A 14215-nucleotide genomic window follows, 5' to 3' on the forward strand; every position below is an offset into this window, starting at 1 on the left:
CCCGATGCCAGTATTCGCGCGACGGCATGAACCCTGCACTCGGGTGTGTCGCAATGACACAGCACCTATGCAGAATGACACGTCGGCGGCCTGCCTCTGGCGAATTCTCACAATGGGTCCGGATCTCACAAAACATCCGGTATGGTCGTTCGCCGACGCAGATAACACAATCAGTCGCATCCTAGAATATCGCGGTCTGCCGCATCTGGTCAAAACCAGCCGCTGTGCGTTGCACGACACAACCACCGCCACCCGGCGCAGGAACCCTCTCCTCTGGTGCTCCTGCTCTTCTCGGACCGGAGCCCGAGCTCATCGCGACCGAGGTCCGAGGCCGAAAGCCCCCGGTAGCCTTGCGCACCCGAGACATTCGCTTCCTTGACTCATTCAAGAAAAGGCGGCAAGCTGTTGCTGTGGCTGAGAACAAGGATAGGCACGAGTCGGAACCGACCGCAGCACTGCGGGAGAGTTCCCTTCGCGTGACGAAACAGAGAGTCGCAGTTCTCGCAGCTGTGTGCGACCACCAGCATGCAGACACAGAGACTGTCATCCGCGCTGTTCGAGAGATCCTCCCCGAGGTATCGCATCAGGCGGTGTACGACTCGCTGCACACACTCACCGAAGTCGGACTCGTGCGGTGCATTCAGCCGTCCGGGTCTGTGGCCCGTTACGAGCGACGCATCGGGGACAATCATCATCACCTCGTGTGCCGCTCGTGCAATCTCATCGTCGACGTCGACTGTGCGGTCGGGCAGGCCCCCTGCTTGACCCCTTCACACGACGCTGGTTTCGTCATCGAACAGGCCGAAGTCACTTTCTGGGGCCTGTGTCCTGACTGCGCTGTGTCTGCAGCGTCTTCGGGCAGCACCGAACCCGCCTCGGCGGTCTGAGCCGATCCACTCAACGACAAAGCCACACCTTTGTCTTCAACCGGGTCCTGACGGGGACTCGAAAGTGAAAGGAATACTATGACCGATACTTCCACCGCCGGCGGCTGTCCAGTCGTCCACACCACCTCGGCTGCGGCGACGGCGCCCGATGCCGACTCGCTGGTCGATCCCAGCCAGGGCGATGCCAACTCGCACTGGTGGCCGAATCGCCTCAACCTCAAGATCTTGGCCAAGAACCAGCCAGCTCGCGACCCGATGGACGAAGGCTTCGACTACGACACCGAGTTCGCCAGCCTCGACTACTACGCACTCAAGGCCGACATCGAAGAGCTGCAGAAGACGAACGCCGACTGGTGGTCGGCTGATTTCGGTCACTACGGCCCGTTCATGATCCGCATGGCCTGGCACTCCGCAGGCACTTACCGAGTCCAGGACGGACGCGGCGGCGGCGGCGAAGGGCAGCAGCGTTTCGCGCCTCTGAATTCCTGGCCCGACAACGTGGGTCTCGACAAAGCCCGTCGACTGCTCTGGCCGGTCAAGAAGAAGTACGGCAAGAAGATCTCATGGGCCGACCTATTCATCCTCGCCGGAAACGTAGGTCTCGAGTCCATGGGCTTCAAGACTTTCGGCTACGCCGGTGGCCGCAAGGACGTGTGGGAACCCGACAATGACGTCTACTGGGGCTCCGAGACCGAATGGCTGGGCACCGACAAGCGCTATGTGGGCAACCGCGAGCTGCAGAAGCCGCTGGCGGCAACGACCATGGGTCTCATCTACGTCAATCCTGAGGGCCCAGAGGGCAAACCGGATCCGCTGGCCGCGGCCATCGACATCCGCGAGACCTTCGGTCGCATGGCCATGGACGACGAGGAGACAGTCGCTCTCATCGCAGGTGGACACACCTTCGGCAAGACCCACGGCGCAGCACCCGAGTCACACAAGGGCGGAGATCCGGAAGCAGCACCGATCGAGGAGCAGGGCCTGGGTTGGAAGTCCGACTTCGGCACCGGCCAGGGCAATGACACCGTCGGCAGCGGTATCGAGGTCACGTGGACCTACCACCCCACTCGGTGGGACAACGAGTTCTTCCACATCCTCTTCGCCTACGAATGGGAGGTCTTCGAGAACGAAGGCGGACACCTGCAGTGGCGCCCAGTCGACGGCGGCGGCGATGACATGGTTCCGATGGCTCAGGGCGACGGACGCCGCGAGCCCCGCATGCTCACAACCGACCTTTCGCTGCGTTTCGACCCCATCTATGGTGAGATCTCGCGTCGCTTCAAAGACGACCAGAAGGCCTTCGAGGATGCCTTCGCCCGCGCCTGGTTCAAGCTCACTCACCGAGACATGGGCCCGTCCACTCGCTATCTCGGACCCGAGGTCCCCAGCGAAGAGCTCATCTGGCAGGATCCGGTCCCGGCCGGCACACCGTTGGCTGAGAGCCAGCTCGAGGCCGTCAAGACTGCCCTGCGCGAATCCGGACTGAGCGTCTCCCAGCTCGTCTCAACCACCTGGGCCGCAGCATCATCCCACCGAGTCTCCGACTTCCGCGGCGGAGTCAACGGCGGACGCCTGCGCCTCGAACCGCAGAAGAGTTGGGAAGTCAACGAGCCCGCGAAGCTGGCCGAGGTCATCACCGTCCTCGAAGGCATCGCAGCGGACACCGGCGCAACGTTCGCCGATGTCCTGGCGATCGCCGGCGGCGTCGGCATCGAAACCGCGGCGAAGGCCGCCGGCCATGATGTCAGTGTTCCGGTCACGACCGGCCGCGGTGACGCGACCCAGGAGCAGACCGACGTCGATTCGTTCTCCTACCTGGAGCCGACTCACGACGGGTTCCGCAACTATCTCACCGAGGATCTTCCGCTCTCGGCCGAGTACCTCCTCCTGGACAGGGCGAGCCTGCTGGGTCTGACCCCGTCGGAGCTGACCGTTCTCATCGGCGGACTGCGCGTCCTCGGCGCGAACTACGAAGACTCCGAGCTCGGCGTGTTCACCGACCGTCCCGGCGAGCTGACGAACGATTTCTTCGTCAACCTCCTGGAACTGGGCAACGTCTGGAAGCCGATCGGACCGTCCGAATCCGCCACTGTCTACGAGTGCTTCTCCCCCGAGGGAGAGAAGCTGTGGACCGGAAGCCGTATCGACCTGCTCTTCGGTGCCAACTCCGAGCTGCGCGCCATCGCCGAGGTCTACGCCTCCGATGACGCCCAGGAGAAGTTCGTCAACGACTTCGTCAAGGCCTGGAGCAAGCTCGTCGAAGCAGACCGCTTCGATCTGCACCGCTGAGTGATCTGATAACGCACGACTGTGCCCCCACCACGATCAGTGATGGGGGCACAGTCGTATCCGGGATGGGACCTGGCCCCTGCTGGCCACCACCCTGTCGCCTCATCCCTGTTGCCCGGCTCTGGGAGTGACCGGCCAGAAGTTGGGAAGGTTCGGATTCTGGTTGTCTGCCATGGAACCTCCTTAGCAGTCAGTGATTCCACTCTCGTGTGCTGTGCTGTCGCAAGTCCCAGTCACGGCTGTGTCCAGCCAGTGCGACTTGGCGGCGTCCGATCTCAACGGCAGATGTGTGGTCCCCGCTACACTGGACGTCATGGCCAAAGAAGATTCCCCGCATTCGCCCGCGCCCCGCATCCGAGCCTCTGACAAGGACCGCGACGCCGTTCTCGGAGTCATCACCGACGCGGTCAGCAACGGTCGACTCGACTCGGAAGAGACCGCCGAACGTCAGGATGAGGCGATTTCAGCGAAGTACCTCGACGAACTGATGCCGCTCATCGTCGATCTGCCCGAAGGACACGAGCTCTACCGCGCCCTGGCGCGCCAGACCGGCGGAACAACCGCGGGAACATCACTCGCCCGCAGCGCTGGACCCACCTCGCTGGCTCCGATAGCGGAACCGGGCACAGCGAAGCCGATGAACTCGGTGGCCATCATGTCCGGGCGCGAACTCGATGTGCCAGCCGGCACGGCCGAGGTGACGACCTACTCGCTCATGGGCGGCGACAACATCGACCTGTGCGACGTCATGGGTCCGGGAGTCACCGTGTCACTGACCTCGTATTCGATGATGGCCGGCCACGACATCTACGTCCCTCCGGGCGTGCGGATCCGCGACGACACAATCAACATCATGGCCGGCAATGAGATCCGCGGCTCCGCCAAAGGAGACGGATCGAACGGGACGCTCATCCTCAAAGGCGTCTCTGTCATGGCCGGTCACGACGTGCATTTGGCCAAAGGCTACCGAGCAAAGGATCAGGGGCAATTGGAATGAAGATAGGTGTACTGACCTCCGGCGGGGACTGCCCCGGACTCAACGCGGTCATCCGCGGAATCGTCCGCAAGGGAATCCGCTCCCACGAGGATACGTTCGTCGGTATCCACGACGGTTGGCGCGGCCTGCTCGACGACGATGTGTTCGATATGTCGATGCTCGACGTTCGTGGACTCTCCGGCCGTGGCGGCACCATCCTCGGCACCTCCCGCACCCACCCCTATGAGGGCGGCGGGCCGGAGCGGATGCGCGAGGTGATGACCACTCACGGCATCGACGCGATCGTTGCGATCGGCGGCGAGGGCACACTGGCTGGGGCCTCCCGACTCGTGAACGAGGAGGGACTCAACATCATCGGTGTCCCCAAGACCATCGACAACGATCTCAGCGGCACCGACTACACCTTCGGCTTCGACTCGGCCCAAGCCATCGCAACCGAGTCCATCGACCGGCTTCGCACAACTGCGGAGTCCCATCATCGATGCATGGTCATCGAAGTCATGGGCCGCAACGTCGGATGGATCGCGCTGCATGCGGGAATGGCCGGTGGCGCTCACGCGATCCTCATGCCGGAGTTTCCCGTCTCCTTCGACCAGATCGAGGAATGGGTGACATCGGCCAGGGACCGCGGCCGTGCTCCGATCGTCGTCGTGGCCGAAGGCTTCATTCCCGAGGGGCTCGACGAGCAGGTCGCGGACCGAGGCGTCGACAACAAGGGGCGGACACGCCTCGGCGGCATCGCAGACTTCCTGGCTCCCAAGATCGAGGAGATCACAGGAATCGAGTCCCGTGCCACCATCCTCGGACACCTGCAGCGAGGCGGCTCCCCCACGGCATATGACCGAGTCCTGTCCACGCGCCTGGGGATGGCTGCGGCAGATCTCGCGCACAACGGCGACTGGGGCAAGATGGCCAGTCTCGAGGGCACCGACATCGTCTCGGTCGACATGGCTTCAGCCGTCGACCGGCTCAAGTCTGTTCCGCTTCAACGCTGGGAAGAGGCGCAAGTCCTCTTCGGCTAACCGTCTTGCTCAACGAGGCCGCCGCGCACCGCAGACACACAGTCAGAGACCGCGGCAGGCCAACAGTTGGTCAGTTCTGGTCGAATTGTTCGAGATATTCGACCAGAACTGACCAACCGTTGTACTTCTGACCGAGTTCGAGGCCATTGGCCGAGGATCTTCTGCGGCAATGCTTCTGCTCGCGCACCCGCGAACGCGCCCGCGTTCGCGTCTGTGTTCGCGGGCAACGCCGATGAAGGAGCGAAGAGGGGCACCCACCTGATGGTGGGTGCCCCTCTTGCTGTGCCTGTCGACTCAGTCTGGTGACTCAGCGACAGGGATTCGACTCAGACGATCAGCTTCAGCTGAAGGCGCCGTAGTCGTAGTCTTCCAGCGGGATGGCGGATCCGGAATCGGAACCGATGCCTGCATAGAAGTCACCGTAGCTGTTCGTGAACATCTCGGCCTTCGCCTCTTCGGTCGGCTCCACCACGATGTCGCGGTGTGTCTGCAGGCCGGTGCCCGCAGGGATGAGCTTACCGAGGATGACGTTCTCCTTGAGTCCGAGCAGGGTGTCCGACTTGCCTTCCATTGCGGCCTCGGTGAGGACGCGTGTCGTCTCCTGGAAGGATGCGGCGGACAGCCACGAATCGGTGGCCAGAGAGGCCTTCGTGATACCCATGAGCTCGTCACGAGCCGATGCCGGCTGGCCGCCTTCGGCGACCACACGACGGTTCTCGCCCTGGTAACGGCCACGGTCGACCAGCTCACCGGGCAGCAGGTTCGTGTCGCCCGACTCGATCACGGTCACGCGACGCAGCATCTGGCGCACGATGACCTCGATGTGCTTGTCGTGGATGCCCACGCCCTGCGAACGGTACACCTTCTGCACCTGCTCGACGAGGAAGCGCTCGGCCTCACGACGACCGCGGATGCGCAGCACCTGCTTCGGATCGACAGCGCCGATGACCAGCTGTTCGCCGGCCTTGACGTTCTGTCCGTCCTCGACGAGGAGGCGGGCGCGCTTGGAGACTGCGTGCTCGATCTCTTCGCCACCGTCATCGGGTGTGATGACGACGAAGCGGGTCTTGCGGCTGTCGTCGATCTTGGCTCGTCCGGTCGCCTCGGCGATAGGAGCGAAGCCCTTTGGCGTGCGAGCTTCGAAGAGCTCGGTCACACGCGGCAGACCCTGGGTGATGTCACCCGTGGACGCCGCCGCACCACCCGTGTGGAAGGTACGCATGGTGAGCTGGGTTCCCGGCTCACCGATCGACTGGGCAGCGACGGTGCCGATTGCTTCGCCGATGTCGACGAGCTTTCCGGTCGCCATCGAACGGCCGTAGTGCATGGCCGAGATCTGCGTATCGGAATCAGCAGTGAGCACAGAGTGAACCTTGAGCTCTTCGATCCCGGCAGCGACCAGCTTATCGATCGTGTCCGCGGTCACGTCGGTCTTCGCCGGCACGATGACATTGCCATCCGCGTCGGAGACGTCTGCAACCGTGAGGCGTCCGTAGAGGCTCGTCTCTGCATACTCGTGCGGAACGAGGTTGCCCTCGTGGTCGCGCTCGGCTGCAGGCAGGGTGATGCCCTTGTTCGTATCGGCTTGCGCAGTGCGGATGATGACGTCCTGCGACACGTCGACGAGGCGACGAGTCAGGTAACCGGAGTCAGCGGTACGCAGAGCCGTATCGGCCAGACCCTTACGAGCACCGTGCGAGGCGATGAAGTACTCGAGCACCGAGAGTCCCTCACGGTAGTTCGAGACGATCGGGCGAGGGATGATCTCACCCTTCGGGTTCGTCACCAGTCCACGCATACCGGCCAGCTGGCGGACCTGCATCCAGTTACCTGATGCACCGGACTCCACCAGACGCAGAACCGAGTTCTCCTCCGGGAAGTTGGTCCGCATGACCTGGTCGACCTTCTCGGTCGTCTCGGTCCACAGCTTGACCAGTTCGTTGCGGCGTTCGTCGTCGGTGAGCGCACCGAGTTCGTACTGCTGCTGAACCTTCGTGTCGAAGGCTTCCGCATCGTCGATGATCTCGGTCTTGGCCTCGGGTGAGACCACGTCGGACATCGAGATGGTGATTCCCGAACGAGTTGCCCAGTAGAAGCCGCCGGCCTTGAAGTTGTCCAAGGTGTGTGCGACCTCGACCTTGGGGTATTCCTCGGCCAGGTAATTCACGATGCGGCTGAGCGCCTTCTTGTCGATCGTGGAGTTCACATACGTGTAGTCGGCAGGCAGGTAGTCGTTGAACTGTGCGCGACCCAGAGTGGTCTGCACGTCCAGCGGATCGCCGGCTTCCCAGCCTTCGGGAACCTCAAGATCGTCGCCGGGGACGACGTTCTCCAGTCGAATCGTGATGACCGAACCGAGGTCCAGCTCTCCACGATCGAAGGCCATGATGGCTTCACCGAGACCGGTGAAGGAGCGTCCCTCGCCGGCCAGACCCTTGCGCTCGGAGGTCAGGTGGTAGAGACCGATGATCATGTCCTGTGAAGGCATGGTCACGGGCTTGCCGTCCGAAGGCTTGAGGATGTTGTTCGCCGAGAGCATGAGCACGCGTGCCTCCGCCTGAGCCTCAGGGCTCAGCGGCAGGTGAACTGCCATCTGGTCACCGTCGAAGTCAGCGTTGAACGCCGAGCAGACGAGGGGGTGCAGCTGGATGGCCTTGCCCTCGATGAGCTGTGGTTCGAACGCCTGGATGCCCAGACGGTGCAGAGTAGGTGCACGGTTGAGCAGCACCGGATGTTCGGTGATGACCTCTTCGAGGACGTCCCACACCTGAGGATGCTGACGCTCGACCATCCGCTTTGCCGACTTGATGTTCTGCGCATGGTTGAGATCGACCAGACGCTTCATCACGAAGGGCTTGAACAGTTCCAGAGCCATGGTCTTGGGCAGACCGCACTGGTGCAGGTGCAGCTGCGGACCGACCACGATGACCGAACGGCCCGAGTAGTCCACACGCTTGCCCAGAAGGTTCTGACGGAAACGTCCCTGCTTGCCCTTGAGCATGTCCGACAGTGACTTCAGCGGACGGTTGCCCGGTCCGGTCACCGGACGACCGCGACGGCCGTTGTCGAACAGCGAGTCGACGGCTTCCTGCAGCATCCGCTTCTCGTTGTTGACGATGATCTCGGGGGCGCCGAGATCCAACAGACGCTTGAGGCGGTTGTTGCGGTTGATGACACGACGGTAGAGGTCGTTGAGGTCAGACGTGGCGAAACGTCCACCGTCGAGCTGCACCATCGGGCGCAGTTCCGGGGGCACCACGGGAACAACGTCGAGGACCATGCCCTCGGGGTTGTTGTCGGTGGTCAGGAACGCGTTGACGACCTTGAGACGCTTCAGGGCGCGGGTCTTGCGCTGACCCTTACCCGTGGCGATGAGTTCGCGCAGCTTCTCGGACTCGGCCTCGAGGTCGAATTCGAGCAGACGCTTCTGGATCGCCTCGGCGCCCATGGCACCGGTGAAGTAGAGACCGAAACGGTGGAACATCTCGCGGTACAGGCTCTCATCGCCTTCGAGGTCATTGACCTTGAGGTTCTTGAACCGGTCCCACACCTGCTCAAGGCGGTCGACCTCACGGTCGGCGTTCTTGCGCAGCTTCTCCATTTCCTTCTCGGCGACATCGCGCAGCTTCTTCTTGGCCGGGGCGGAGCCGCCGTCGGCCTCGAGAGCTGCCAGGTCCTCTTCGAGCTTCTTGGCACGACGATCGATGTCGGCGTCACGGCGAGTGCCGATCTGCTGCTTCTCGATGTCGATCTTGTTCTGCAGGCTGGGCAGATCACGGTGGCGAGAGTCCTCGTCCACCGAGGTGATCATGTAGGCAGCGAAGTAGATGACCTTCTCCAGGTCCTTCGGTGCCAGGTCCAGCAGGTAGCCCAAGCGCGAAGGAACGCCCTTGAAGTACCAGATGTGAGTGACCGGTGCGGCCAGCTCGATGTGTCCCATGCGCTCACGGCGAACCTTGGCGCGAGTCACCTCGACGCCGCAGCGCTCACAGATGATGCCCTTGAAGCGGACACGCTTGTATTTGCCGCAGGCACACTCCCAGTCGCGGGTCGGACCGAAGATCTTCTCGCAGAAGAGTCCGTCCTTCTCCGGCTTAAGAGTGCGGTAGTTGATGGTCTCAGGCTTTTTCACCTCACCGTGTGACCAGCCGCGGATGGATTCCGCAGTGGCAAGACCGATACGTAGCTCATCAAAGAAATTGACGTCAGGCACGTAAATCCTCTTTCCTGGCGATGAACGTCGAGTTCATCGCGAAGTTGTGTCGGTTGAAGTGGAAGTCCTCAGACTTCTTCTACGGTCTGGGCTTCACGGCGTGACAGGTCGATGCCGAGCTCTTCCGCTGCCCGGTAGACCTCGTCCTCGCCGTCACGCATCTCAACCTCGGCTCCGTCCGAAGACAGAACTTCGACGTTGAGGCACAGGGACTGCATCTCCTTGATGAGAACCTTGAACGACTCCGGGATTCCCGGATCGGGCAGGTTCTCGCCCTTGACGATGGCTTCGTAGACCTTCACGCGGCCCGGAATGTCATCGGACTTGATCGTCAGCAGTTCCTGCAGCGTGTACGCCGCACCGTAGGCCTCGAGGGCCCACACTTCCATCTCACCGAAGCGCTGACCGCCGAACTGTGCCTTACCACCGAGCGGCTGCTGGGTGATCATCGAGTACGGACCGGTCGAACGCGCGTGGATCTTGTCGTCGACGAGGTGGTGGAGCTTGAGCATGTACATGTAGCCGACAGCGATCGGGTACGGGAACGGCTCTCCGGAGCGACCGTCGAACAGCTGGGCCTTGCCCGAGGAATCGATGAGTCGATCCCCATCGCGGTTCGGAGTCGTCGAGTCCAGCAGTCCACGCAGCTCCTGCTCGTGTGCACCGTCGAAGACCGGGGTCGCCAGGTTAGTGCCTGCCTCGGCTTCGCGAGCGGCATCCGGCAGTTCGGCAGCCCACTCGGGGTTGCCCTCGATCTTCCAACCCTGCTTCGAGATCCATCCGAGGTGGACTTCGAAAACCTGGCCGATGTTCATACGACGCGGAACACCGTGCGGGTTGAGGATGATGTCGACGGGGGTTCCGTCGGCCAGGAACGGCATGTCCTCAACAGGCAGGATGGTCGAGATGACACCCTTGTTGCCGTGGCGACCGGCCATCTTGTCACCGATGGTGATCTTACGGCGCTGAGCGACGTAGACGCGGACCATCTGGTTGACGCCCGGTGAGAGCTCGTCGTCTTCCTCGCGGTCGAAGACGCGCACACCGATGACGGTGCCGATCTCGCCGTGAGGCACACGCAGCGAGGTATCGCGGACTTCACGGGACTTCTCACCGAAGATCGCGCGCAGCAGGCGCTCTTCCGGCGTCAACTCGGTCTCACCCTTCGGGGTGACCTTGCCGACGAGGATGTCGCCGTCGGTGACCTCGGCGCCGATGCGGATGATTCCGCGATCGTCGAGGTCTGCCAGGGCGTCCGGCGAGATGTTCGGAATATCGCGAGTGATCTCCTCAGCACCGAGCTTGGTGTCGCGAGCATCGACCTCGTGCTCCTCGATGTGGATCGAGGACAGAACGTCGTCCTGGACGAGACGCTGGGAGAGGATGATCGCATCCTCGAAGTTGTAGCCTTCCCATGACATGAATGCCACGAGGAGGTTCTTGCCCAGTGCCATCTCACCGTTCTGAGTCGACGGTCCGTCTGCCAGCACCGTGCCCGGCTCGACGCGATCGCCCTCGTCGACGATGATGCGCTGGTTGTACGAGGTTCCGTGGTTGGAACGCTTGAACTTCGAGGCGCGGTAGGTCTGCATCGTGCCATCGTCAGCCAGAACGGTGACGAAGTCGGCGGATACCTCAGTGACGACGCCTGGGCGATCGGCAGTGATGACGTCGCCGGCGTCGACTGCTGCACGGTATTCCATGCCGGTGCCCACGACTGGGGACTCCGACATCACCAGCGGCACAGCCTGACGCTGCATGTTCGCACCCATGAGGGCACGGTTGGCGTCATCGTGCTCGAGGAACGGAATCAGTGCGGACGCAACAGACACCATCTGACGCGCGGAGACGTCCATGAAGTCAATCGTGTCGTACTGGACCAACTCGGCTTCGCCGCCGCCGCCCTTAGGACGTGCGAGAACTTCGACTTCGGCGAAGCGCTGCTCTTCGGTCAGCGGCGCATTGGCCTGCGCGATGTTGAACTCGAGCTCATCGTCGGCAGTCAGGTACTCGGTGTCGTCGGTGACGACACCATCGACGACCTTGCGGTAAGGCGTCTCGATGAAACCGAACGGGTTGATTCGGGCGTAGGAGGCCAGCGAGCCGATCAGACCGATGTTCGGGCCTTCGGGAGTCTCGATCGGGCACATACGTCCGTAGTGCGACGGGTGAACGTCACGGACTTCCATGGCGGCACGATCACGCGAGAGACCACCAGGTCCCAGAGCTGAGAGGCGGCGCTTGTGGGTCAGACCCGCGAGCGGGTTGTTCTGATCCATGAACTGCGAGAGCTGGGAGGTGCCGAAGAACTCCTTGATCGCAGCCACCACGGGGCGGATGTTGATCAGAGTCTGAGGCGTGATCGCTTCGACGTCCTGAGTCGTCATGCGCTCACGGACGACGCGCTCCATGCGAGAGAGTCCGGTGCGGACCTGGTTCTCGATGAGCTCGCCGACTGCACGGATGCGACGGTTGCCGAAGTGGTCGATGTCGTCGAGCTTGACGTTGAGCTCGATGTCCTCGCCGTCACGGACACCCTTGGAGGTGTCAACGCCTGCGTGCAGGGACACGAGGTAGCGGATGGTCGCAACCACATCGTCGGTCGACAGGACCGAGTCGCTCAGCGGTGCATCGACGCCCAGCTTGCGGTTGACCTTGTAGCGGCCGACCTTGGCCAGGTCGTAGCGCTTGGGGTTGAAGTACAGGTTGTTGAGCAGGTTGCGTGCCGCTTCAGCTGTCGCAGGCTCTGCCGGGCGCAGCTTCTTGTAGATGTCGAGCAGCGCTTCGTCCTGCGTGTTGACCGTGTCCTTGGCCATGGTCTCGCGGATGGACTCGAACTCGCCGAACTCCTCGAGGATCTTCGCTTCTGACCAGCCGAGGGCCTTGAGCAGAACGGTGACCGACTGCTTGCGCTTACGGTCAAGGCGAACGCCGACCTGGTCGCGTTTGTCGACCTCGAACTCCAGCCATGCACCACGGGAAGGGATGATCTTCGCGGTGAAGATGTCCTTGTCAGTGGTCTTGTCGACGCTGGACTCGAAGTACGCACCGGGCGAACGCACGAGCTGCGAGACGACGACACGCTCGGTGCCGTTGACGATGAACGTGCCCTTGTCGGTCATGAGGGGGAAGTCACCCATGAAGACGGTCTGGCTCTTGATCTCGCCGGTGTTGTTGTTCATGAATTCGGCGGTCACATACAGTGGCGCCGAATAGGTCATGTCGCGTTCCTTGCACTCATCGATGGAGTACTTGGCGGCTTCGAACCGGTGCTCCCGGAACGACAGCGACATCGATCCACCGAAGTCCTCGATCGGTGAGATCTCTTCGAAGATATCTTCGAGTCCCGAGGTGGTTGCTACGGAATCGTCTCCGATTTCAATAGCCTCGGCGACGCGGTCCTGCCACGCTTCCGAGCCGATGAGCCAATCGAAGCTGTCTGTCTGCAGACCGAGCAGATCGGGAACCTCGAGCGGTTCGCGAATCTTCGCGAAGGAGATTCTCTTGGGGGCGTTAGCGGTCCTGGTGTTATCGTTGGCGGCGGCCAATGGGATCCTTCCGAGTGCTTCACCAATTGATAGGTTGACCCTCCACCCGAAGTCACGTCGACGACCCCAGGTGTGTCAGATTTCGACACCGGGCGACATCGTGGTTCACTTGAGTGGAAATGAGGTGCCCCCCGCTATATGAAGGCACGCCACAGGCAGATCAACGCAAATATCAAGCTTATAGCAATCGGTCAAGTCATGCAAGACGCTTCTTCCACAGACCGACCCAGGCCCAGGTTGCGAATCCCGCCCTGTCGTTGATGAGAAGCATCCACGAGTTCTCCACCGCATTCCACGTGTAGATTCGCTCCACGCCGGTACGCTCCCCCAACGCAACGTGATTGGCGATCTTCAGTGCCGCCCCGAGTCCGTGTCCGCGGTGTTCTCGAGTCACCAGAGTCGATCCCTGCCACCCGACCTCGGGGCGTTCGTCGAAGTGCGCGACCTCGGTGAAGCCGGCGACTGCCTCCCCTTTGAGCGCCAGTGCCGTGCTCACCACCTCCCGGTCTGTGGTCCGCTTCGCGTCGAGGGCGCGGACCCGTGCGGCGTCCCACGCCTCCTCCTCACCGAATTCTTCGGCGCCGGGGGTGTCCGTCGACATCCTCTGGTGCAGCAGTGCGACCGCGTCGAGACGGTGTTCTGGCGTCGGCCCAACCCACGTCTCGATCGTGTAGCCTGCGCCGAGTTCAACGGCGGGCAGCCGTGCAGCCGTGGCCGAATTCGCCACAGAGCACCGCTCGAGCTGCTTGAAGGCGAAGCCGTGTCGGATGAGAAAGGCGACGTCCGGCTGATTCACGGGCAGACTTCCCGCGCCGGAGTCGGCCGCGAGATGCGCACCCCGCAAATCGGCGTCACGAACCGATGGTGGGATCTCGCAGTAGCTGGTCAGCTGTGTTCGGCCCTGAGCAGCCAGGTTGGTCTCCATCTCAGCCAGCAGCTCGGAACCCAGTCCCTGTCCGCGCAGCTCAGGATGGACCGAGCACCACACGTCGGCGACATCGAGGTTGTCCTGCAGAGCCAGGTAGGCGATTCCTTTGGCCACGATGGCCCCGCCGAGCCGACCGATCCACGTCTGATTGCTCAGGTATTGCGTGGGTGAGAGCAACTCCCGCCGTATCTCGTCTGCGCGGGGGTCGAAATCGGTGCCGAGCCCCGATGCTCGGTTGATGAGGGTATCGAAATCGAGCACCTCGGCGAGGATGCCCTCGATCTCTTCTTCGCTGCGAGATCCAGCTGGGATGTGAGTGATCTCCATGGGC

The 14215-nt window shown here is 62.4% G+C and carries 7 protein-coding genes; 4 read left to right on the forward strand and 3 right to left on the reverse strand.

Translation table 11 applies throughout. The features are described 5' to 3' along the window. The first annotated feature begins 410 nt into the window (after positions 1 to 410). The 4 genes from JTF07_RS13305 (at position 411) to JTF07_RS13320 (ending at position 5195) form a co-directional block, all read left to right on the forward strand. Positions 411 to 887 (forward strand): Fur family transcriptional regulator, encoded by a 477-nt coding sequence (locus tag JTF07_RS13305; protein WP_204234739.1) that lies wholly within the window; start codon positions 411 to 413, stop codon positions 885 to 887. A 78-nt stretch (positions 888 to 965) separates the two neighbouring features. After that, the gene (gene katG / locus JTF07_RS13310; protein WP_204234740.1) at positions 966 to 3176 is read left to right on the forward strand and encodes a catalase/peroxidase HPI; all 2211 of its coding nucleotides are present in this window, start codon (positions 966 to 968) and stop codon (positions 3174 to 3176) included. Between the two features lie 313 nt (positions 3177 to 3489). Beyond that, the gene (locus JTF07_RS13315) at positions 3490 to 4173 is read left to right on the forward strand and encodes a DUF1707 SHOCT-like domain-containing protein (protein ID WP_204234741.1); all 684 of its coding nucleotides are present in this window, start codon (positions 3490 to 3492) and stop codon (positions 4171 to 4173) included. After that, positions 4170 to 5195, forward strand: coding sequence for a 6-phosphofructokinase (locus JTF07_RS13320; RefSeq protein ID WP_204234742.1), 1026 nt, complete (start codon positions 4170 to 4172; stop codon positions 5193 to 5195). Before JTF07_RS13315 ends, JTF07_RS13320 begins: the two co-directional genes overlap by 4 nt. 340 nt (positions 5196 to 5535) lie before the next feature. Here JTF07_RS13320 and JTF07_RS13325 read toward each other — a convergent pair whose 3' ends face one another. The 3 genes from JTF07_RS13325 to JTF07_RS13335 all read right to left on the reverse strand — a co-directional run bounded on the left by JTF07_RS13325 (position 5536) and on the right by JTF07_RS13335 (position 14211). Beyond that, positions 5536 to 9408: a DNA-directed RNA polymerase subunit beta' gene (locus tag JTF07_RS13325; protein WP_204234743.1), complete on the reverse strand. Its 3873-nt coding sequence runs from the start codon at positions 9406 to 9408 to the stop codon at positions 5536 to 5538. Positions 9409 to 9476: 68 nt separating this feature from the next. Then, positions 9477 to 12956, reverse strand: a complete 3480-nt coding sequence (rpoB, locus tag JTF07_RS13330) for a DNA-directed RNA polymerase subunit beta (protein WP_204234744.1) — start codon at positions 12954 to 12956, stop codon at positions 9477 to 9479. Positions 12957 to 13152: 196 nt separating this feature from the next. After that, positions 13153 to 14211 (reverse strand): GNAT family N-acetyltransferase, encoded by a 1059-nt coding sequence (locus JTF07_RS13335; protein ID WP_204234745.1) that lies wholly within the window; start codon positions 14209 to 14211, stop codon positions 13153 to 13155. Positions 14212 to 14215 lie beyond the last annotated feature (4 nt).

The organism is Brevibacterium sp. RIT 803 (assembly GCF_016892625.1).
In the GTDB taxonomy this organism is placed as follows: Bacteria; Actinomycetota; Actinomycetes; order Actinomycetales; family Brevibacteriaceae; genus Brevibacterium.

Bases quoted from the DNA above. Each gene is read 5' to 3' on its own strand.
- JTF07_RS13335 (WP_204234745.1), bottom strand. From the start codon at position 14,211: ATGGAGATCACTCACATCCCAGCTGGATCTCGCAGCGAAGAAGAGATC.
- katG (WP_204234740.1), top strand. From the start codon at position 966: ATGACCGATACTTCCACCGCCGGCGGCTGTCCAGTCGTCCACACCACC.
- JTF07_RS13315 (WP_204234741.1), top strand. From the start codon at position 3,490: ATGGCCAAAGAAGATTCCCCGCATTCGCCCGCGCCCCGCATCCGAGCC.
- JTF07_RS13320 (WP_204234742.1), top strand. From the start codon at position 4,170: ATGAAGATAGGTGTACTGACCTCCGGCGGGGACTGCCCCGGACTCAAC.